Consider the following 20,635-nt stretch of genomic DNA (forward strand, 5'->3'; position numbering starts at 1 on the left):
GGCTTCAGAACTGGGTCATGATGCGTAGAGACATACAAGGAAATACAGCCGATGCTTCCCCTTATGGGAGCAATTCTCATTCCGCTCAGCCTTGTGTTCTGGTCCAGACCCGAACGTCTGCTGAAACTGGTTCTCATCGCCGGAATTTTCCCGGCCGCAGCCGTGCTGCAACTTGGCGGCTTCTGTCTCCAGCCCACGCTCGCGCCGGGACTGGCGTTCATTTCCTATGTCGTTCTGCAAAAGCTGCTGGGAGTCCGTTATCCCGGCGAGGGAAACGTGCGGACGCTCTCGATGGGCATGCTGTTCAACCTTGTCTGGGCCGTTCTCGGTTCGCAGATCATGCCGCGTTTATTCCGCAACGAGGTTCTGGTCTGGCCACAGAAACAGGACGCCGCTGGCACATTGTCGCTGCTTGCGCCGAATTTCGGCAATGTCACACAGGATGCCTATCTCATCATCAATGTGGTTCTGATGGTGCTGACGGCGCAGTATCTGACCCGCAAACATATCGAGATCGCGGAATTCTATAAGACGTTCGTTTTCACCGGCTGGCTTCTGGTCGGTATCTGTGTCTGGCAGTTTGCCGCGAGAACAGTGCATGTCCCTTTTCCGCGTTCATTCTTTTATTCAAATACAGGCTGGTCCGTCCTTGACGGACAGACTGCCGGGCCTGTTCCCCGCATCAATGCCTCATTTTCAGAACCGGCAGCCTGTGCGTCCTATCTGGCTGGTATCGTGTTCTCCACTCTCTGGCTCACTCTGAAAGGCTATCGCGTCCGGGGAATGCGACCGCTGATCTGGGCGTCCAGCGTCGCACTCTGCCTGACAACCTCGACAACGGGTTTTGGCACTGTGGCGATCGGGTTGATGCTCCTGCCCGTGCTGGTGGTGGTGACCGGACACAGCCGTCTTCTGGGACGGATTGGACAGTTGGGCATGATCGGTGCGCTGATTCTGGGAGTCGCCGGTGCAACGGTTGCGACATTTTCGCCCAAGGTGATCACTGCCGCGCAGAGTGTGGCCAGCGGCACGGCGGAGAAAAAACAGAGTTCGTCCTATCAGGAACGCAGTCAGGTCGATCTGGACGCCATGGCGGCCTTTCGCGCGACCTACGGACTGGGAACGGGCTGGGGAAGCAACCGCTCATCCAGTCTGATACCCGGACTGCTGGCAACCATTGGCATTGTGGGGGTTATCAGCCTGCTTGTCTTTGACTGGCAACTGGCCAAAGCGGCAGGTTCCGCGCTCCGCTCCGCGCCGCTGTCCGGGGAAGGAATGGCGATAGAAGGATTTCTCGCGGCGATTGCCGGTCGGTTGATCGCGGCCATCCTCTCGTCCCCCACCATAGGTTTGCCCGATTTTTACGTCATGCTTGGCATCGTCATTGCTGCCATTTCCCGTATAAGGCTGGGAACAGCGACCAGAGAGACCTTTTTCCGGTCTCACAGTGCGGAGTGTCATGAGTGATCGGTGCTTTCAGTGATTTCGCCGATCAGGCCGTTGCCGGTCCCGTTGAGATTTCGGTTTTCCTCATTCTTTTACTGACCGGACGAAAAAAGGATGCGTTGGCATGGGCCGCTGTCATGGTGGCGGCCTCAGTATTCATTCTTCTGCTGAAGCTGTGGTGTGAGCGCTGTGGCGTGCCGCACCAGCGTATTCTCTATAGTCCCAGTGGTCATACGATGGGTGGAACGCTGGTTTATGGAGGATTGCTGGCTCTGATGTGCCGTAATGGGTGGATCGTTCTTTTTGGAGCCTGCGCTCTGGCTGTTGGGTTCGGCCTTACCCGCGTGTTGTTGCAGGTCCACACGGTTCCGGAAGTTATTGTCGGGGGCATGATTGGCGTGGGTGCCGTCATGGTCCTGCATCGATTACTGGGACAAAGACATTACCCATTTTCACCCAAGATAGCGTTTCTCAGCCTGATGGCAGTTTTGATCACAGGCTTCGGGCTGCATGGCCATAGGCTCGGCGCCGAAGTGTGGATTGAAAAAATCTCTCATATCCTTGGAGGATATCTGAGCTGTCAGCGAGCATAGAAACGGTCAGGAAAAACGCGCAAAAGAGACTGCGAGCGTCTCATAGACGGGCTTCTTGAAACCCACATTGAGCGCGGGAAGCTGTGACAGCGGAATCCACTTCCATGCGTCGAATTCCTGATGTGCATCAAGATCGAGCCGGATCTCAGTCTCCGGTCCCGTGAAACGTAACGCGTACCATTTCTGCGTTTGTCCCCGGTAGCGCCCTCTGAGAGCCTTGCCGACAAGCTCGGCAGGCAGATCGTAGCTCAGCCAGTCCGGATGTTCTCCGAGAAGAGCCAGAGACGTCATGCCGGTTTCCTCAGCGACCTCCCGGAAAACAGCGTGATCTGTGGCTTCGTCCTCATCAATCCCTCCCTGAGGGCACTGCCACACACCTTCATCCGGTCCACCGCCCGCACCGGGCATATCAGTGCGCCGTGCGACGAAGATTTCGCCAGCTTCATTGAAGATGACGGCGCCGACATTACGGCGATAGGGCAGGGATGATGGATCAGTCATCTTGGTCTTCAACAGTTTATGGAGCCGGAGGCGAAGCAGTCTGTTCAGGCGTCGAAGCAGGGGAGGCAAGAGGAGTTTCCGTGACAGAGCGTTTTCCTGACGCCGTCCCGACTTTTGCCGGAGCGACAACAGGCGTGGGCGATGGCTGGGATGCCACCGCCGGAACCGTGACATGCAACGTCCGGCTATCCGAAACGCTTGGAGAAAGAGGAGCGTTCCGGCTCAGTGCGCTCACGGGAACCAGTGTGACACCCTGATTCGAGAGAGAATGGGTCCATTCGATCAGTCTTTGCAGGAACACCGGCCGCATCGGTCCAGCGACTGCGGTAGCGGTTCCACGGGATTTCGCCATGGCTACAAGACGCGCCAACTGACCATCGACCCCGGCGGCATCCGTATTGGTATCCATTGTGAGGGAGGCGTCTCCGCCCATGACGGGACCACTTCGTGGAGCGCCCGGCGTGGCGTTCAGATAGAGCAGTCCCCTGCTGTCAAGGATGTGGCTTACCATCCTGAAGTCAGGTGACTGCGCGTAGGCATCTCCATCCAGACCCGAAAAGGCGTTTGTCACGCCGACATATCCATTGAAACGGGAGAGCGCCCATTCCAGATTTTCCTTATCGGCTTCCGCGGTGTGGTCATAGCCAAGGGCACGGGGGCCTTCATCGTCGAGCGGCGCCGTGGATGGTTGCATCGGAAGAGAAAGGAAGGTTTCGTGGCCACGCAGTCTGGCTGTTTCAGACAGGAGCTGGCGGGCGGGCGCATAGGCTGGCACAGCGAACGAGACCATCGCAGGAAGATTGCGGGCCGCATTCAGGCTCATGTCTTCGGACAGGCCGTAGCCGTCCAGAAGGATGGCGATCCGGGCGTTTCCTGCCGGTACGGAGGGAATAGCCGCCGCATAAACGTTGCGGGACATTTCACCGTGCGGGCCGACCTTCGGCAGGCTGTGTCCCGGATCGCCCTCCACGGGCTCCAGCAGGTCCGGCATCGGCTGAGGGATGGGGGCCACGCCGGGAGTAACCTCAGACGAGGCATCCACCTTCTGCGGGTCCGGTGGAATATTGGCCGCAACAGCGGTGGGAGGCTTCGGAGCGACCTCTTTTGCAGGCTGGGGTTGCGCAACCTGAGGAGCGGCGACTGGCTTGTTCTGCCCGGCGACAGCGGCGGTTGTCCTGTGTCTGGAAGACAGTTCCTGTAAGCCGATACCGGCCAGAAGCGCCAGCAAGGAGACACCGCCCCAGAAACGGACGAAAAATCGCCCGTTCGGGGGCAAACGCTGCCAGAGACTGGCAGCAGCCGTACCGTCCAGCGCCTTGTCCGCCGGATGAAGAGCGTCGTTAGTGATGGGAGGCCTCATTCTTTACTGGCGTTGTCTTGTCGGAAACCGGTGTGGGAGCTGGCGGCAGTGCGGCGACCGGATCAGGCGCGGTAACACCGGCCATGCTCCGTACCAGACGAAGCCCTTCCTGCAACTGGAAGTCCGTGGTCGGCTTGGTCACGTCGAAAGCGGGCCAGTTGGCTGGCGGCTCTTCCGGCAGTTTGGATGCAAGAGGCGGCAGGTCCGAACGCTGCGGCGGCTTGGTCTGGTTGCCACCCTGATTTTTCAGAATGTGGGAAAGGTCCGCTTCCCTGATGCTGAAAGCGGGCTCTTCGCGGCTTTCCTTCACCGAGACGTCAGGAACGATCCCGAGCCCCTGAATGGAACGCCCCGATGGCGTATAATAGCGCGCCGTGGTCAGACGAACGGCGCCATTTCCCGGGATAGGCATGATCGTCTGCACAGACCCTTTACCGAAGGTCTTGGTGCCGATGAGAACGGCGCGCTGATGGTCCTGAAGCGCTCCGGACACGATTTCACTGGCGGATGCGGACCCGCCGTTGATCAAGACGACGATCGGCATGCCGTCAGTCATGTCATGACCCTTCGCGTCCCAGCGCTGGCTGTCCTTGGGATGCCGGGCACGTGTGGATACGATTTCGCCATTGCTGATGAAGGAAGAGGCGACATCGATCGCCTGCGTCAGCAGACCGCCCGGATCGTTACGCAGATCCAGTACAAGGCCGCCCGTCAGCTTGCCACCGGCCTTCTTGAGCAGATCGTCATAGGCCTTGTGGAGTTCTTCCGAGGTATCTTCCGTGAACTGCGGGATGCGGATGTAACCCGTCTTGTCATAGAGAGCCGATTTGACGGCCTCGATATGAATGATTTCACGGGTCAGGGTCACGATGACCGGCTTGGGTGTTTTTGCCCGAATCAGCGTGAGCGTGATCTTGGTGTCGGGCTTGCCGCGCATCTTCTCGACGGCGTCATTCAGCGGGCTGCCGTCAATATTGTGCCCGTCGATGGCGACAATATAGTCGCCCGGTTTGATCCCCGCGCGCCAGGCAGGCGTGCCGTCGATCGGTGAGACCACGCGGACGTGGCCGTCTTCGCCCTGAACCTCCAGTCCCAGTCCGCCGAACTTGCCGGTCGTCTGGACCTGCATGTCGGCATACTGTTTTTCCGTCATGTAGGAGCTGTGAGGATCAAGCCCGCTCAGCATGCCGTTGAGAGCGTTGGTGATCAGTTCACGGTCGGAGACCGGATCAACATAGTTGGCGCGCACAAGATCAAAAATGCTGCCGAACAGGGTCAGAAGCTTGTAGGTCTCGGCATGGCTGACCTTGGGGTCAGTGGAGGAAACGAGCGCAGTCTCGGCGTGAGCCTCTGCGATGACGCCGTAATGTCCTCCAGCAGCAGGGAACTCGGGCGCGAGCGTCAGTCCGGAAAGAACTGCGGCTCCGAACAGCAGGGCGGTGCGGAACGTCATAAAGTGAAGTCTCCTGTTGCCGGACTGCGCCGCGCGGCAGTCAGCTTTCTGTCTCTCTCGGCACGAATCGCCCCAGTCGGGGCGTATCATCCAACAAGGTTCTTACCAAAACGAATACCGCCTCTCATCCGGGACGCCAACCCGCGTGTCATCCAACACCCGGACATGGCAGCAATAATACCCGTCAAAGAAGCGATTTAGGGTTGACCGACCGCGCTCCGTTGCGGAGCTGGACGAGAAGCGCCCCGCCAGAAGAGGGCATGGACCCTACCGAGGAGCCTTTGGCCAGCGATTGGCCTGTTGCGACATTCATGCTGCCGAGGCCAGCCAGCACGAAGCGGTAGCCGCGCCCGCAATTCAGGATCAGCATCTGGCCGTAACTCCGGAAAGGAGAGGCAAATTCCACGGTGCCGGAGCAGGGAGCGCGCACGCTGCTACCGGGAGCCGCCGAATATGTATTGCCCGAGGCCGCGCCACCCTCCATCGGCTGTCCCCATGCCGTGAGAAGATGGCCGGTGACGATGCCATCCCCGCCGTGGCCTGAAATTGCTGCTGGCGGCGGTTCAATTTCCCTGACCGTAACATGATGGCCGGCTGCACGGGCGGCCGCTGCCGCCGCGGCAAGCTGGGCTCTGCGGCGCGCTTCGGCGGCTTCACGGGCTTTCCTTGCCCGTTCCGCGGCTTCGGCCTCTCTCTGCAACTGAGCCATGGCTGCTGTTTCCGCGGCGAGCACGCTGTCGAGTTCCGCCTGAAGCGCTTTCTGTTTCGCTGCTTCCTGAGAGGCATTGCTGGAGGCCAGTCTGGCAGCCGCGTTCGACTGGATCTGGGCATTCCGCGCCGCAGTCGCCTGTCTGACCAGATCAGCCCTTTGCCGTTTCTGGAGGCTCTCGATCCGGTTCAGCTCCGCGACCTGTCCGGAAAGCCTGCCTTCAATCGCCAGAAGATCCTTCTGTCGGCTCTGAAGGGATTCCGCGCGTGTTTCCAGAAGGCTGCCCAGCCCCCGCATGACCATCAAACCCCGCACCACGTTTTCCGTGGGGCCAGCGCCTGTCAGCAGGACGTCCATGGGATAGAGCGACAGGCGCTGGGCGACAGGCAGCATGGGTTCGAGCGCTCTGGCGTCCGACTCCAGCGCGGCCTGTGTCGTCTGCTGATCGGCGCGGAGATCCTCGACCTGTGACTGAAGGGACTGGGTGCGGGTTTCCGTTTTCTGGAGTTGCTCCGCCGCCGCGACCGTCGCGGAGGAAAGGGCGACGGAACGGGCATGATCCTGCGCCGCCTGCGTGGCTGCGGCGATATTCTGTCGGCGAGCCTGTTCCAGCCGTGCGGCTTCCGCTTTTGTCTGCGCCCTCAGTGCCGTTTCCCGTGCCTGCGCGGCTTCGAGCGTCGCACGGGTGGAGGATGACGCCGGAAGGGAAGGCCGTGCGGCTTTCCTGCCTGTATGCGGACTTGCGTGCGATGAAACCGGATGCCGGGCCTGTCTGCCGGATGTTGCCTCAGACATGTGCGTCCCCATCAAGAAGAGGACGCTTCCTGTCAAAACACGACAGGCCCATTTTCTCCGACTGCTGACAGATGATTTTCTTGCTGCGTCAGGGGGAAGCGTTTGTGCGGGACTCACGCTTCTTCCCTTGTCGCCATTGTCTCAGGACAGCGGAAAATTCAGGCCTCCTGCGCGGAGATCAGGGATTTCCCGGTCATGCCAGTCGGTTGTTGCAGTCCCATCAGACCGAGCAGCGTTGGGGCGATATCGGCAAGCCGTCCGTGATGGAGCCTGACATCTCCTGCTCCCATGAGAACGCAGGGGACTTCGTTCAGTGTATGGGAAGTATGCGGGCCGCCGGTTTCCGGGTCTTTCATGGTTTCGCAATTTCCATGATCGGCGGTGACGAGCAACGCGCCGCCCTGCTTGCGGATGGCGTCGGCAATACGACCCAGCCCGGTATCCACCGTTTCAACGGCCTTGATGGCGGCGGACAGGACACCTGTATGGCCGACCATGTCAGGGTTGGCGTAGTTGAGCACGATCAGATCGTACTGGCCGCTTTCGATGGCGGCGACAGCCTTGTCCGTCAGTTCAGGCGCTGACATTTCCGGTTGCAGATCATAGGTGGCGACTTTGGGGGAAGGCACGAGGATACGATCCTCTCCTTCGAATTTTTCCTCACGGCCACCGTTCAGGAAGTAGGTGACGTGCGGATATTTCTCGGTCTCCGCCATGCGAAGCTGCTTTTTGCCAGCGGCGGCAACAACGTCGCCGAGGAGATCCTGCAAGTCCTGCGGAGCGAACAGAACGGTCGTCAGTTTCGCGAGTTCATCGCTATACCGCGTCATGCAGGTTGTCGCGGCAAAGTGGCGCACGGCCTTTCGCTGGAAGCCGTTGAACTCCGGATCGAGAAGCGCCGTGAGCAGTTCGCGGATGCGATCCGCGCGGAAGTTGAAGGAAAGAATACCGTCGCCGTCCCTGACGCCCTGAAAATCCCCCAGCACGGTGGGGACGACAAATTCGTCCGTTACATTCGCCTTGTAGGACGCCTCCAGAACATCCAGCGGGGAGGCCGCGCGCGGGCCTTCGGCGCTGGTGATCACATCATAGACCCTGGACACGCGCTCCCAGCGATTATCGCGGTCCATGGCGTAATACCGCCCGGAGATCGACGCGATCTCGACTGTTTGCGGAAGGGCTTTCAGGAGTTTTCCGACATAGCCCACGCCGGACTGGGGGGCTGTATCACGACCATCCGTGAAGATATGGAAGGCAACCTTCACACCGGCATCGGTCAGGATATGCGCCAGCGCCGCGGCGTGGTCCTGATGGGCATGCACGCCTCCAGAGGAAACAAGTCCAAGCAGGTGGCAGGTTCCGCCTGTTCCCTTCATCGTGTCGATAAAGGCCGTCAGCGCCTCGTTTCTGGCAAGGCTTCCGTCCCGAATCGCTTTGCCGATGCGGGGAAGCTCCTGCATCACCACACGACCCGCGCCGATATTCAGATGTCCGACCTCGGAGTTGCCCATCTGTCCGTCCGGCAGACCGACATCCTCCCCGCTGGTGTCGAGGAAAGTGCTGGGGCATGTGTCCCACAGCCCATCGAAGACAGGTGTGGACGCCAGACGGACCGCATTGTCGGATTCGTCTTCACGCCAGCCAAAGCCGTCAAGAATGGCGAGCATGACCGGGCGGGGAGTGGATGAGGGAACCATTATTGCTCAGGCCTTCTTCTGTGTGCGCCTTTATTCGTGCTCCAAATATGGCACCACACGCCGAAGCTTCCAAGTCACTGCCATTCTGGACAGGCGGATTTCAGGGGTGACTGCCCGTATCCTCCCCTTTCTTTTTCTCGGTGTTGTCCGCGATGTCATCGACGCAATCATTGGCCCCGGTTATTTTTCCTGACGAGGGAGCATCGCTCGCCGGGAAAGATCCCTTGCCTTCGTCATCCAGAATTTCATTGATGGACTTGCTGGAGCTTGATGTCCCGCATACGGGTGGTTTTTTCTCACTCATCTCACGTTCTCCGGTTCTTTCCATGGACGTGTCCACGGAGATTCAACGCCGTGTGAATGGAGAGTTGCGGACTAAAATCATTCAGGCATCACGATTCCGTGCTGAAAATCAGGAACCGCAGTTTGACACGGGCTGTGTATTTTCTGACGATGGCGTTACAGCGGGCATGCCGCCGAAGTGTGCGGCTTCAGGGAAGTCAGGCAATGGTTCAAAAATCCACACCGATAGCCGTTTGTGGATCGCTCACACCGGATCAGGTGCGTATCCTGCGTGAGCACGGAACGGAACGGCCGGGCTCAAGTCCGCTCAACCATGAAAAACGGCCGGGGCAGTATCGCTGCGCGGGATGCGGCAACCCTCTTTTCACGGCCGACACCAAGTATGAGAGCGGGAGTGGCTGGCCATCCTTTTTCGATGTTCTGCCCGGAGCCATCGAGGAACGGAGAGACATCAGTCACGGCATGATACGCGTCGAGGTTCTGTGCGCGAACTGTCAGGGACATCTTGGTCATGTCTTTCCCGACGGACCGCCTCCCACCGGACTTCGTTATTGCATGAACGGTCTGGTTCTCGATTTCCAGCCGGAAGATTCCGCCAGTTCAGGTGCTATTTGACATGACTTCAACCGAGAGTTCCCGCATGCCGACCGATATGGTTACTGTCGTCAGTCATCCTCTTGTTCGTCACAAGCTGACACATCTGAGAGCCCGCACGACATCGACCGCCGGATTCAGACGGCTGGTGCGTGAGTTGAGCCTGTTGCTCGCTTACGAAGCAACCCGGGATCTCAAGCTTGAGCCGGTGACGATTGAGACCCCTCAGGAGACGATGGAGGCCGAGGAGCTTTCCGGCAAAAAACTCTGCTTTGTCTCGATCCTGCGTGCGGGAAACGGCATTCTGGATGGTATGCTCGACCTGATTCCATCAGCCCGCGTCGGTCATATCGGCTTGTACAGAGACCCGGAAACTCTGGGAGCTGTCGAATATTATATGAAACTGCCGGACGATATCGGCGAGCGTATCTGCATTGCCGTCGATCCGATGCTTGCGACAGGGCATAGCGCGGTCGCGGCAATTGATCGTCTTAAAAACGCCGGATGCAGTTCCATCATCTTCGTCTGTCTGCTTGCTGCTCCTCAGGGCGTCGCCTGCCTTCAGAAGGCGCATCCTGACGTGAGGATCATTACCTGCTCGATTGACCGGGAACTGGATGATCACGGTTATATCTGCCCGGGACTGGGGGATGCGGGAGATCGGCTGTTCGGAACGAAGTAGTGTCGCCCACAGTCAGGGGGCTCATTTGAAATGCGCCTGATCGCCGTCGGGCGGATGAAGGACAGTCATGAGCGGGCACTGGTGGAACGCTACCTCAAACGCCTGAATCCGCCCCTGACAATCACAGAACTTCCCGATGGAAAAGGTAGTCCGGCGGAAATCAAACGCCGGGAAGGAGAGGCGATTCTGTCGGCCCTCCCTGACCGTGCTTTTGTAGTGGTCCTTGATCTGGCGGGAAAACTCATGTCCAGCGAAGTGTTTTCACAAAAACTGGGTGAGTGGACGGAAACGGGGCGTGACGTCTGTTTCATCATTGGTGGAGCGGAAGGACTGGATGCTGCGGTAGTGGTCCGTGCAGATGCATCGATCTCTCTGGGGAGCTTCACATGGCCGCATATGCTGGTTCGCATCATGGTGGTGGAGCAGATTTACAGAGCCCGCGCGATTGCCACCGGGCATCCCTATCATCGTTCTGGACGACCATAAGTTTTTCGGGTGTCTCCAAAAATTTCCGGAATGTGCGTTTATTATTTATAATGAAATCCAAAATAAAAATTACGATAAATTTTTGTATTTAGAGATATTTTTGATATTTATTATTGTAATTAATTATTTTTTATAATTATTTTTCGATTTATTTTTATAGTATAAATACATTATAAAAATTTACACAAATGTTTTGTTGACCATGTGATGATTTATTTTGTATCGCTAATAAATCATTAAACATAATTCCGAATCACTGATCTTAATAAAGAAGATTTCGGGATTATATAAAGAACAGGCTGGGAATGACCGATACCTCCCTGCTGCTGTCGGGCAGCACAACTGGCGACTCAACCAGTGACCAGATTATTGCGGGTACGGTTTCCACACAATCCACTGCGGATGCGCTTGCCGCCGGTTACGCGAACTCATCAGTCGCTGACACGACGATATCAGGCAGTCTTGTCTCCAGAGATTATTCCCAGACGGGGAATCTGGTTAGCAGTGCGGCAAGTTTACTGTCTTCTTCCGGCATCACAGCGACAGCGACCGCAGCGAATGCGCAGGATTCCACGACAGCGTTATCTTCATCAACAGGAACAATTCAGTTTCTCAGTGCAAAGTCGGCACTGTTGGTGACGTCGTCAGAAGCAACCGACAATACGATCAACGACACCAATTTCGTCTGGTCATCTTCACTGTCACCAACGACGCCTTTCTTTGTCACGAACAATCAGGATGCTCTGATCAGCCAGAGTGTTTCGTGGGTTTTTCAGTCAGTGTTGGGTCGTGATCCAACCTCGGCGGAACAGGCAACCTATGCTTCCCAGATAACGCTTGCGCCTCTGGGGTCTAATGGTTTTATGTACTCGGATTATTCAGCTCTGGTGTCGACGCTCGCTTACAGTAGTGAAGCGTATCAAACATTAAGCTCATATTTTTCTAACTATACCGGTGAACAGGCTTCAAACAGTATCATTACTCAGGGACAAGCCCTTCTGGCCAAACAGGATACCCTTGGCAGTCTTAAAAACAGCATCATTGCCAGCAGTCACACAGCCGATGCTATTGTTTCTCTGTATTATGACAAGCTGGGGCTGACGATCAAGAATACCGACAATCAGGTGGCGGCATGGGAAGAAAACATGACGAATGGTGGGGCCACACTGGCGACGGCTACCCAGGCCGTTACTCACGGTGTTGAGGCTTCAGCAATCATTTCTTCGGTATATTCAAGCAAGCTTAATTATACACCCAGTAGTAATGAAATAAATTCATGGGAAGACGCGCTTGGAAATGGCGCAACCTACAACACTCTCATTTCAGCCGTCTCCTCCGGAGAGGAGGCCCAGTCGGTCATTACGGGCGTGTATCAGCAGAAAACAGGTGTCAGCCCCAGCAGCAGCGCTCTCGCAGTCTGGGTCAATGCGCTTTCAAGCGGTTCATCTTATACTGATATGGTCACAGCGATATCGCATGGCAGTGACATGACTTCCGCCATCATTTCTGTCTATCAGCAGAAAATCGGCATCACTCCTTCGACCGTCGAAATAAATTCATGGGAAGATTATCTGGCGCAGGGCGCTACTTACAGGGATCTGGTGAGTTCTGTTTCGCAAGGAGATCAGGCACGTCAGATCGTTGCGGCTGTATATAAGGATAAAACCGGTATTGTCGCGGCTTCCGCGCAGTTAGACGCATGGACATCCTATCTTGCTTCCGGCGGAACCTATGGCGCCATGGTCAGCGTCATCAGTCATGGTGTTGAGGCACAAAGCATGATTACCAATGCCTATGAAACGATACTGGGCATAACCCCTTCGTCGTCCCAGATCAGCGCGTGGCAGGACACGATGTCTAATGGAACGACCTATGCGACATTCGTGACGACCCTGGCTCATGGTGTTGAAGCGCAGTCCATTATCACGGGATTCTACATGGCGAGTTTCTCACGTGCGCCAACAGACAGTGAACTGACAGCAGCCATGACCCTGTTCCAGAATGGAGCGACTTATACCGAGGTTAAAAACAGTATCGCCAGCAGCGCGCACAGTTGAACGTCACATAGCGTCCATGACATCTGTGGCGGCGCTGGGTGTCTGGGCCATCTGGTCTTGAGATCAGTCCAGTTTAAACGAACATGGTTAAACTGAGTACAGGCAAAAGGTTGGAGCAACTCAACAGACATGCGTTGCGTTGAATTGCTCCAGACTGTCCCGCCCGAGATTATGGGCAGGCTCTCCCTGATTGCCTTACCCGGACAGTAAATCAGACTGTCAACGACAGTCTGGCCAACGAGCGTTTCCGTCCAATCAGCGGCAGAAGCATTTTTAGCTCAGGGCCATGCTCTTCACCCGTAAGAGCCAGCCTGAGTGGACGGAAAAGCGCCTTCCCTTTGCGCCCCGTTGCTTCGGCAATTGCTTTTGTCCAGATAGACCATGTGTCTTCCGACCACGGTTCTTCCGGGAGCAGGCTGGCTGCCTGTCTCAGATAGTCGAGTTCTTCCGGTTGTGCGGAAGAGTTGATTTCTCCGTGCGTCACATGCCACCAGTGATGGCACTCCGTAAGCAGTTCGATGTTGCCGCGAATGGCCAGCCAGAACTGCTCAGTAGCGCCTTCAGGCAGACGCTCACGGACATCCTGAAATTCCGCGGTGGTGAGGATGCGCCTGTTGAGCGTCAACAGTTGCTTCATGTCGAAGCGTGCGGCGGATTTCGAGATGCACGACAGGTCATAATCCTGTGCCAGAGCGTCGAAACCCATTGGCTCAGGCGATTTGGAACTGCCCAGACTGGCAAGATAGGTCGTCATTGCTTCCGCCTCGACGCCGTCGCGACGCAATGTCTTGATGGACATGGAATCAAAGCGCTTGGAGAGTTTTCCACCGCCTTCATCCAGCAGGAGGGGGAGGTGCGCAAACGTAAAACGACCGGGCCTCGCGCCCAGAGCTTCGGCGATGTCAAGCTGCACGCCGGTATTCGTAATATGATCCTCGCCTCGGATGATATGGGTCACGCCCGTTTCCAGATCATCCACAATCGACGCCAGCGTGTAGAGGATCGTGCCGTCCGCGCGCACAAGCACGGGGTCCGAGACCGCTGTCAGCTTCACGGAGCAGTCACCCATCACAAGATCTTTCCAGCCCTTGCTGGCGTCGGTCAGCTTGAAGCGCCAGTAGGGGACCTTGCCGTTTGCTTCGGCCTGCGCGCGCTGGGCCGCCGTCATCTTGAGCATGGCGCGATCGTAGAGCGGTGGTTTACGCAACCTGATCCGCATCTCCCGTTTGGCGGCGAGTTCCTGCTCGCTTTCAAAGCAGGGATAAAGTCGGCCAGACGCCTTCAGGGCTTCAATCGCCCGGTTGTAGCGATCCAGACACTCTGTCTGGCGGAAGGTTTCATCCCACGAAATTCCAAGCCATTCGAGGTCGGTCTTGATGCCGGAGACATAGATTTCCTGGGATCGGCCGATATCCGTATCATCAATACGCAGTTGAAACGCCGCATTATGTCTGCGGGCGAAGAGTGCGTTGGCAATAGCCTGGCGTGCGTTGCCGACATGGAGCATGCCTGTCGGACTGGGAGCAAAACGAAGTTTCATCAGTAAGGTATGCCGTATCCCATTGGGTGTTCGCTAGGGGAAAAGGGTTTCGTGCGTCTGTCTGGACGGAAGGCCCTGACCGGATCGTTGGACCGGAGCCGTCCCTGTTCTCGTGGTGATATCATATTTCAGTCCCGGCGGGACCGCCATCCCGGGCAGGCAACGGAAGGCCGGACGGAAAAGGCATGCAAAAAACGGTATTTTACAAGCTGTTTTATGGTGTTTTTCTTTTTGTGACATGGGATTGTGATTCAGTCACATCGCTTGACGCTTTTTCCTCCCTCTCCTAACAAACGGTGAAATAGTGCAATTGAGGCAGATGCCTCGACCGGCAGATATTCGGTGCTGAGGAACTACCATGACGTTGGATGCCACTGGTGAACGGTTCATGCCTGAGATGCGCGGCGAGACGGCGCTCGAGCATATGCACCGTTATCTTTTCGCCCGGGAGGTCATCAGTGAAGGGGCTGCGGTTCTGGATGTGGCATCGGGCGAGGGTTACGGAAGCGCTCTTCTCAGTGCAAAGGCCGGGACGGTTGTTGGCGTGGATGTGTCCCGGAGCGCCGCGGAACATGCCCAGCGTAAATATGGTAACGACCGCGTAAAATTCCTGACCGGCGATGCCTGCGCGTTGCCCCTGCCTTCCGCCAGCATCGACTTTATCGTCAGTTTCGAAACGATCGAGCATGTCGCCGATCATGAAAAAATGCTCGGGGAGTTTGTCCGTGTTCTGAAACCATCGGGTGTGGTGATCATTTCCAGCCCCGATAAATATCGTTATTCCATGATCACCGGCTATTCCAATGAGTTTCACGTAAAAGAACTTTTCAGCCATGAGTTTCAGCAACTCATGCGGCAGTATTTTTCCAATGTCGTATTCGGCGGTCAGAGAAACATGTTCGGGACGGTCATAGATTTTCCCGACACAGCCAGCAGGGATGTCAGTTTCTCGCTTGCTGAGGGCGATATCGCCCGGTTTGAAGACGTTCCGGAACCGATGTATCTGATCGCCATAGCATCCAGAGCGGATCTTCCTCTGGCTGTGCGCGGCGTCTGCATAGACCATGTGACGGAAAGCGATGCTTTTCAAAGCATGTCAAAGATAGAACACCATTCTTCCAGACTGGAAGGCGAACTGGACAGGGAAAAGGTGAAGGTCATTGATCTCGCCCGTAATCTGTTCGAGGAGCGTGAAAGAAATGCCGTTCTCAGAACGGACCTTGCCACCCAGTGTCATAACGCCAACCTTCTGGCGGCCCTCTGCGATGAACGCGAAGAGAAAAACAATGTCCTGAGCAAGGAAACGCAGGATCTGGCTGAAAGGCTTGCCGGAGCTGAACACCGGTATAATGCGGTTGAGAACAGTACTGCATGGCGCGTGACGAAACCGGTCCGGTATGTGTTCTCAAAAATGCCTCTCGTGAGGTCCGCGGTCCGGCGCGTCCGCCATCGGGCAGGCGCTAATCCGTCAGTTGCAGCACCCGTACGCGATGACGCGCCGGGTGAAGCGGATGGAGGCGCTCATCGACCAGAATATGTCCTCGACGACACGGAGCGTATGATCGCGTCTGATATTGCTCAGGTCTTTGACGTTCCGTACTACAGTCGGCAGTCGGGTATCTCTCTGGAAAATCTGGATAATTTTACCGCCGCGGCGCATTACCTGAGATCAGGCTATGACGCAGGACTGAACCCCTGTGAGGGTTTTGATACCAATTATTATCGAAACAGATATCCAGATGTCATAGAGGCGGGCATGCACCCGCTGTGGCACTGGGTTCTGCATGGACGACGTGAAGGCCGTCCAGCGGTGCCTTACGAACAGCGCCTGAAATCCATAGCTTACGCCCCCTTGATCAGCGCCATCATTCCCAACTATAACCACGCGGAATTTCTTGAAAAACGTTTCGACTCCATTATAAATCAGACCTATAAAAATATAGAAATAATTTTTCTCGATGATTGCTCGGAGGATGAAAGTCTTCAGATCGCGGAAAAATTCAAAGAGCAATATCCCGATAAAATAAAGATTTTTTCCAATGAAGTTAATTCCGGGAATGTTTTCAGACAGTGGCGCAAAGGGGTAGAGGCGGCTCAGGGCGAAGTCATCTGGATTTGCGAAAGTGATGATTTCGCGGATGAGACCTTTGTGGAAAAACTGGTCGGTAGCTTTGTTGATCCCAGTGTCCAGATAGCTTTTGGTCGCATCCAGTATTGCGACCGTCAGGGCAATTTTCAGGATGGCCTTGATGGTTACAGGGAGCGTGCGCAATCAGGCATATGGGACGCACCGCTGGTGAAGCCTGCCGGATGGTGGTTTACCAACGCCTTTTCTGTATCGAACGTCATTGCCAATGTTGGCGGGTGTCTGATCCGTCGTCATGATGTTCGGCCTGAAGTCTGGGAAAGGGCGCAACAGTTTCACGTTCTTGGCGACTGGTACCTTTATGCGGAGTGGGCCGCAGGAGGCCAGATCGTCTACTCTCCTGAAGCCAGAGCGTATTTCAGACAGCATGAGAGAAATACGTCGGTAAACAGTTTTAAAACAGCCCGTTTTTATCGGGAACATCAGGAACTGATAGAGTATCTCCGTCGCAAATGGGGCGTGGACGATGGCCATGTGCTGCGCTTTGCTGACGCCCTGAAATCGACTTTTACCTCTGTGGCGGCTGAACAGCTCTTGGGGTCTTTCGAAAGCGTGTTCGATCTGGAGCAGGTTCTTGCCTGTCAGCATGAAGAACAGCACATTGTCTTTGCCGTGCTCGGATTTAAGCTGGGAGGAGGGGAAATTCTCCCCATCCAGCTTGCCAACGAGCTTGTCAAACAGGGCGTCATGGTCTCGTTTCTGGTATACGAACATACTGGGGAAGACCCGCAGATACGTGCGCTTCTGGATCGCTCCATTCCCGTCTATTCAGCCGATGCCGCGCGTATGGTCGGGATGTGGCGTTATGTTCTCGACCTGCGTGCAGACCTGATTCATTCACATTTCTGCTTCTGTGAACTGCTGTTTTTCCCTGATGATGCGTCCCTGCCTGTACTGCCCTATCTGGTGACGCTGCATGGTTCCTATGAATGCGTTTCTTTCTCCAGAAACATCATTCGACGTCTGGAAAAGGCTGTGACGCTCTGGGTTTATCTGACAGAGAAAAACCTTCTGCATCTGCGTGATGAGAAGGGGCAACTGCCTGTTGGAGACATCGCCTTTATCGGTAACGGCATGGCTCTGGATGACAGGCCATTTCCGATGAGCCGGTCCCAACTTGGTCTGACTGAAGATGACTTCGTTCTGGCCATAGCCAGCCGCTGCATCCCCGAAAAAGGCTGGAAACAGGCATGTGTAGCTGTCTGCCAGCTTAATCTGGCGGAAAATGGACGAAAAGTACATCTGCTGCTTTGTGGAACCGGAGACGCACTGGAAGAACTTGTCGAGCAGTATGGTGACATTCCTGAAATCCATTTCCTTGGTTATCAGGATTGTATCAGCGGCCTGTATCGTCTGGCTGACTGCATGCTGCTGCCGACGAGATTTCCGGGAGAGTCTTTCCCCCTTACGCTGATTCAGGCGCTTCAGGTTGGGACACCTGCCATTGCGACGGAGGTTGGCTTCGTCCGGTCGATGATGACAGGTGACGATCACAGTCTGGCAGGTCTCTTGCTACCTCTTGAGGAAGATGATGAAATTTTTCAGTCTTTCATCATGCAGGCCATCAGGGAGATGATGAATGACGAGGAGCGCACAGCATTTGCGGAAACGGCATTACGGTGCGGCGCTCGATACGGCATCGACAAAGTTGCCGAACACTACATCAGAACTTACCGGCGCTTCAGGAATGAGGCGATAGCCTGCGACAATCAGTGAGGCACGTCTGTTGGACTTACAAAAACCTAAGGACATTTCGTGAAAGAACCGGTAAAGGAAAGGCGCTTTCACGAACATTGCTGGAATATGCTGAAAAATCGACTTATTGCGGCAGGGAGGAAGCAATCGCCTTGCTGAGCTGACTGACAAGATCATTCGTCGTTTCGACTATTTTTGCGTCAGTGCCGTTGTCAGTTACGGATGACGTGAGCTGAACCCGATCCGTTCTCGTCGAGATATGGTCGTCACCCGCAATATAGGTCCAGTTGGCGTCGAGAAAGGCTCGACCGGATGCGGGAATATCCAGTCGGGTGACCGCAGTGCGGATGCGGGATACCGAAGCCGAACCCGGCGGCGCCTGCTCGGTCACAAACATATCGGGACGTGCAGCGCTGAGTCTTGCCGTGATCAGGTCCGTAATCCCGTTGGAAAGCCGCTCAGCCCAGCGTCCATTCGGACTGCGTTCGATGGCCTGCCCGTTACGGGTGAGAATATCCTGGGAGTCGAGGTAGTCGGGCAGTGAAACACGGCTGATTTCCAGCGTGGGAGCTGTCGGGGCGAGCGGTCCGGATGACAGAGGGACTGTCGTTGCCGGACCTGCGAGCGTGTAAAGGCGCAAGGGAGGGCTTGAACACCCAGTCAGGGACACGGCGAAGACCAGACCAGCCGTGAGCGGCAGTTTCTTGCGTATTCCAGACATAAGCTTCCCTTTATGCACAGTGATTTCGATCTGATTTACTGCCGCCGTCCCATGAGGAGCAGTTGAGGATTGCGTTCAACGTCGCTCGCAAACCCGCGCAGGGACGCGGCGGCGGTTGCGATATCGCGCAGGGCGGAATCCAGATTATCCCGGTTCACCGAGCGCGGTGAGAGAATGCCTTCAACGTTTTCCAGTGTTTTTCTGGCCTCATCGGCTGCTTTTGTGGCGCTCGTCAGTGTGGCCTGCAAATCCGCTCCACGGCTTTGCAACTGGGTGTTCCCTGTCTGCATCAGCCGATCAATATCAAGCAGGGTCACATTGAGCTTCCCGTGCAGATCATTGATGGTCGCAGTGGCGGCTTTCAGGGTCTGCTGGGAGTCTTTCGAGCTTTCCTGAAGGCTGGCGACAAGCGCCGGGAACTGGGTGTTCAGTTTTTCAGCAACGTCACGGATGGACAGCACCGCGTCGTTGGCATTGGTCGCAAGCTCTTTCAGAGGAAGATCGGACAGCGTTTCCTTCATCTTCTGGATCGCTGACGCATGAGTGGGAATTTCGACCAGACTGGACACTTCAGGGTGGGAGATCGCAGGTGAGCCGGGGAAAAAATCCAGATTGATGCTGACGGTGCCGGTCACGAAACTCTGGATGTTCTGTTCGGCCCTCAGCCCCTGAGCGACCACCTGCCGAAGATTGAGGCGCTCCGCCGATTTCGGGGCGTCGCTGACATGGACCTGATCGGGGTCCAGACTGACTTCCACCGGAATATAGGGAACACCATTGCCCTGATCATAGCGGAGCGTGATCTTGTCAACGGCGCCCACACGGACGCCCCGGAAGGTCACAGGCGCGCCCACGGACAGCCCGGCAACGGAGTCCTGAAATACAATGACCGCCCGGATATTTTTCGAGAAAAGTCTGGTGTTCCCGAAAAAGATGAAGGCCAGCACACTCAGCGCGATGCCTCCCGTGACGAAAAGACCGACAATCGTTTGACGGGCTGCGCCTGAATCATTGGCCATTGTGAGGTGAGCCTTTCCTGACTGGTTCAGCGGGCGCTGGATCGACCTGAGCATCGCGGTGCATGAAGGCATGAACCTGTGGGTCGCTACAATGATCTCTCAGATCGCGAGGCGAGCCGTGGGCGATCGGTGTCTTGCTCTGGGCATCGAGAAAGATACCGTCATCGGCAATGGCGAACAGACTGGAGAGCTCATGGCTGACGATGACGATGGTCGCTCCCAGCCCTTCACGCAGACTGAGAATAAGATCATCCAGACGCGCCGATGTGATCGGGTCCAGCCCTGCTGAGGGTTCGTCGAAAAACAGGATGTCGGGATCAAGGGCGATCGCGCGCGCCAGCCCGGCCCGCTTTTTCATGCCGCCCGAGATTTCGGAAGGATAGAGGTCGATCGCATGGGAAAGGCCGACCAGCCCGAGTTTGAGTTCGACAAGGTTACGGATCATAGCCTTGTCGAGCCGTGTAAACATCTCAAGCGGCAGGGCAATATTTTCGCCGACGGTCATGGAAGACCACAGCGCGCCACTCTGGAACAGCACGCCGAAACGACGGTTGAGGGCCGTTCTGTGGGAATCCGGACCTGACCAGTAGTCATCGCCGTCAACCGTATAGCGCCCCGCCTGAGGCCGAAGCAGACCGATCATGCTGCGAAGAATGGTGCTTTTGCCGCAACCGGAACCGCCCATGACGGCAAAGATGGAGCCACGTTTGACATCCATCGTGATGTTTTTCTGGATGACCTTGGGACCATAACCAATGGTGACGTCCCGCAGTGACAGCAGGACATCGTTCTGTTCGGAAGCTGCTGCGTGCTGGAGAGGGCTGGCGCTACTCTGCAT

17 protein-coding genes are annotated in these 20,635 nt (G+C 56.2%); 7 read left to right on the plus strand and 10 right to left on the minus strand.

What is annotated here, in order from left to right:
- Positions 1–51: 51 nt before the first annotated feature.
- Entirely contained in the window at positions 52–1,467 is a 1,416-nt protein-coding gene (locus tag LKE90_RS04250) for a hypothetical protein (RefSeq protein WP_291491637.1), read from the plus strand.
- Positions 1,464–2,039: a phosphatase PAP2 family protein gene (locus LKE90_RS04255; protein WP_291491639.1), complete on the plus strand. Its 576-nt coding sequence runs from the start codon at positions 1,464–1,466 to the stop codon at positions 2,037–2,039. Before LKE90_RS04250 ends, LKE90_RS04255 begins: the two co-directional genes overlap by 4 nt.
- 6 nt (positions 2,040–2,045) lie before the next feature.
- On the opposite strand, the gene LKE90_RS04260 is transcribed toward LKE90_RS04255, so the two are convergent.
- The 6 genes from LKE90_RS04260 to LKE90_RS04285 form a co-directional block, all read right to left on the minus strand.
- The gene (locus tag LKE90_RS04260; RefSeq protein ID WP_291491640.1) at positions 2,046–2,540 is read right to left on the minus strand and encodes an RNA pyrophosphohydrolase; all 495 of its coding nucleotides are present in this window, start codon (positions 2,538–2,540) and stop codon (positions 2,046–2,048) included.
- Between the two features lie 16 nt (positions 2,541–2,556).
- The gene (locus LKE90_RS04265; protein ID WP_291491641.1) at positions 2,557–3,900 is read right to left on the minus strand and encodes a divergent polysaccharide deacetylase family protein; all 1,344 of its coding nucleotides are present in this window, start codon (positions 3,898–3,900) and stop codon (positions 2,557–2,559) included.
- Positions 3,881–5,353 (minus strand): S41 family peptidase, encoded by a 1,473-nt coding sequence (locus LKE90_RS04270; protein ID WP_291491642.1) that lies wholly within the window; start codon positions 5,351–5,353, stop codon positions 3,881–3,883. The genes LKE90_RS04265 and LKE90_RS04270 overlap by 20 nt, the downstream gene beginning before the upstream one ends.
- Before the next feature lie 184 nt (positions 5,354–5,537).
- Positions 5,538–6,857: a murein hydrolase activator EnvC family protein gene (locus LKE90_RS04275; RefSeq protein ID WP_291491643.1), complete on the minus strand. Its 1,320-nt coding sequence runs from the start codon at positions 6,855–6,857 to the stop codon at positions 5,538–5,540.
- A 158-nt stretch (positions 6,858–7,015) separates the two neighbouring features.
- On the minus strand, positions 7,016–8,554 hold the full coding sequence (gene gpmI / locus LKE90_RS04280) for a 2,3-bisphosphoglycerate-independent phosphoglycerate mutase (RefSeq protein ID WP_291491644.1): 1,539 nt from the start codon (positions 8,552–8,554) through the stop codon (positions 7,016–7,018).
- Positions 8,555–8,654: 100 nt separating this feature from the next.
- Positions 8,655–8,858 (minus strand): hypothetical protein, encoded by a 204-nt coding sequence (locus tag LKE90_RS04285; RefSeq protein ID WP_291491645.1) that lies wholly within the window; start codon positions 8,856–8,858, stop codon positions 8,655–8,657.
- Between the two features lie 203 nt (positions 8,859–9,061).
- Here LKE90_RS04285 and msrB point away from each other — a divergent pair, with 203 nt between their 5' ends.
- The 4 genes from msrB to LKE90_RS04305 all read left to right on the plus strand — a co-directional run bounded on the left by msrB (position 9,062) and on the right by LKE90_RS04305 (position 12,676).
- Complete coding sequence (gene msrB, locus LKE90_RS04290) at positions 9,062–9,472, plus strand: peptide-methionine (R)-S-oxide reductase MsrB (protein ID WP_291491646.1); 411 nt, start codon at positions 9,062–9,064, stop codon at positions 9,470–9,472.
- Position 9,473: 1 nt separating this feature from the next.
- On the plus strand, positions 9,474–10,133 hold the full coding sequence (gene upp / locus LKE90_RS04295; protein WP_291491647.1) for a uracil phosphoribosyltransferase: 660 nt from the start codon (positions 9,474–9,476) through the stop codon (positions 10,131–10,133).
- A gap of 30 nt (positions 10,134–10,163) precedes the next feature.
- Entirely contained in the window at positions 10,164–10,619 is a 456-nt protein-coding gene (locus tag LKE90_RS04300; RefSeq protein ID WP_291491649.1) for a 23S rRNA (pseudouridine(1915)-N(3))-methyltransferase RlmH, read from the plus strand.
- 305 nt (positions 10,620–10,924) lie between these two features.
- Positions 10,925–12,676, plus strand: coding sequence for a hypothetical protein (locus LKE90_RS04305; RefSeq protein WP_291491650.1), 1,752 nt, complete (start codon positions 10,925–10,927; stop codon positions 12,674–12,676).
- Positions 12,677–12,887: 211 nt separating this feature from the next.
- On the opposite strand, the gene gltX is transcribed toward LKE90_RS04305, so the two are convergent.
- Positions 12,888–14,216 carry a glutamate--tRNA ligase gene (gltX, locus tag LKE90_RS04310; protein WP_291491651.1) on the minus strand — a complete coding sequence of 443 codons (1,329 nt, stop codon included), beginning with the start codon at positions 14,214–14,216 and terminating at the stop codon, positions 12,888–12,890.
- Between the two features lie 358 nt (positions 14,217–14,574).
- Between gltX and LKE90_RS04315 the strand changes: the two genes are divergently transcribed.
- On the plus strand, positions 14,575–18,078 hold the full coding sequence (locus LKE90_RS04315; protein WP_291491652.1) for a glycosyltransferase: 3,504 nt from the start codon (positions 14,575–14,577) through the stop codon (positions 18,076–18,078).
- A 103-nt stretch (positions 18,079–18,181) separates the two neighbouring features.
- Here the strand turns inward: LKE90_RS04315 and LKE90_RS04320 are convergent, their stop codons facing one another.
- Genes LKE90_RS04320 through LKE90_RS04330 form a run of 3 tightly spaced genes read right to left on the minus strand, consistent with a single transcriptional unit; the run spans position 18,182 to position 20,635 of the window.
- The gene (locus LKE90_RS04320) at positions 18,182–18,778 is read right to left on the minus strand and encodes a PqiC family protein (RefSeq protein ID WP_291491653.1); all 597 of its coding nucleotides are present in this window, start codon (positions 18,776–18,778) and stop codon (positions 18,182–18,184) included.
- A 35-nt stretch (positions 18,779–18,813) separates the two neighbouring features.
- Positions 18,814–19,797, minus strand: coding sequence for an MlaD family protein (locus LKE90_RS04325; protein WP_291491654.1), 984 nt, complete (start codon positions 19,795–19,797; stop codon positions 18,814–18,816).
- A complete protein-coding gene (locus tag LKE90_RS04330; protein ID WP_291491655.1) occupies positions 19,787–20,635 on the minus strand; it encodes an ABC transporter ATP-binding protein in 849 nt (282 codons plus the stop codon). The genes LKE90_RS04325 and LKE90_RS04330 overlap by 11 nt, the downstream gene beginning before the upstream one ends.

It is taken from the genome of Acetobacter sp., assembly GCF_022483985.1.
In the GTDB taxonomy this organism is placed as follows: domain Bacteria; phylum Pseudomonadota; class Alphaproteobacteria; order Acetobacterales; family Acetobacteraceae; genus Acetobacter.

Excerpts from the sequence above, each read along its gene's own strand:
- upp (WP_291491647.1), top strand. The coding sequence starts at position 9,474 with ATGACTTCAACCGAGAGTTCCCGCATGCCGACCGATATGGTTACTGTC.
- LKE90_RS04275 (WP_291491643.1), bottom strand. The coding sequence starts at position 6,857 with ATGTCTGAGGCAACATCCGGCAGACAGGCCCGGCATCCGGTTTCATCG.
- LKE90_RS04315 (WP_291491652.1), top strand. The coding sequence starts at position 14,575 with ATGACGTTGGATGCCACTGGTGAACGGTTCATGCCTGAGATGCGCGGC.
- gpmI (WP_291491644.1), bottom strand. The coding sequence starts at position 8,554 with ATGGTTCCCTCATCCACTCCCCGCCCGGTCATGCTCGCCATTCTTGAC.
- LKE90_RS04300 (WP_291491649.1), top strand. The coding sequence starts at position 10,164 with ATGCGCCTGATCGCCGTCGGGCGGATGAAGGACAGTCATGAGCGGGCA.
- LKE90_RS04250 (WP_291491637.1), top strand. The coding sequence starts at position 52 with ATGCTTCCCCTTATGGGAGCAATTCTCATTCCGCTCAGCCTTGTGTTC.
- gltX (WP_291491651.1), bottom strand. The coding sequence starts at position 14,216 with ATGAAACTTCGTTTTGCTCCCAGTCCGACAGGCATGCTCCATGTCGGC.
- LKE90_RS04265 (WP_291491641.1), bottom strand. The coding sequence starts at position 3,900 with ATGAGGCCTCCCATCACTAACGACGCTCTTCATCCGGCGGACAAGGCG.
- LKE90_RS04320 (WP_291491653.1), bottom strand. The coding sequence starts at position 18,778 with ATGTCTGGAATACGCAAGAAACTGCCGCTCACGGCTGGTCTGGTCTTC.
- LKE90_RS04305 (WP_291491650.1), top strand. The coding sequence starts at position 10,925 with ATGACCGATACCTCCCTGCTGCTGTCGGGCAGCACAACTGGCGACTCA.
- LKE90_RS04270 (WP_291491642.1), bottom strand. The coding sequence starts at position 5,353 with ATGACGTTCCGCACCGCCCTGCTGTTCGGAGCCGCAGTTCTTTCCGGA.
- LKE90_RS04260 (WP_291491640.1), bottom strand. The coding sequence starts at position 2,540 with ATGACTGATCCATCATCCCTGCCCTATCGCCGTAATGTCGGCGCCGTC.
- LKE90_RS04285 (WP_291491645.1), bottom strand. The coding sequence starts at position 8,858 with ATGAGTGAGAAAAAACCACCCGTATGCGGGACATCAAGCTCCAGCAAG.
- msrB (WP_291491646.1), top strand. The coding sequence starts at position 9,062 with ATGGTTCAAAAATCCACACCGATAGCCGTTTGTGGATCGCTCACACCG.
- LKE90_RS04325 (WP_291491654.1), bottom strand. The coding sequence starts at position 19,797 with ATGGCCAATGATTCAGGCGCAGCCCGTCAAACGATTGTCGGTCTTTTC.
- LKE90_RS04330 (WP_291491655.1), bottom strand. The coding sequence starts at position 20,635 with ATGCAGAGTAGCGCCAGCCCTCTCCAGCACGCAGCAGCTTCCGAACAG.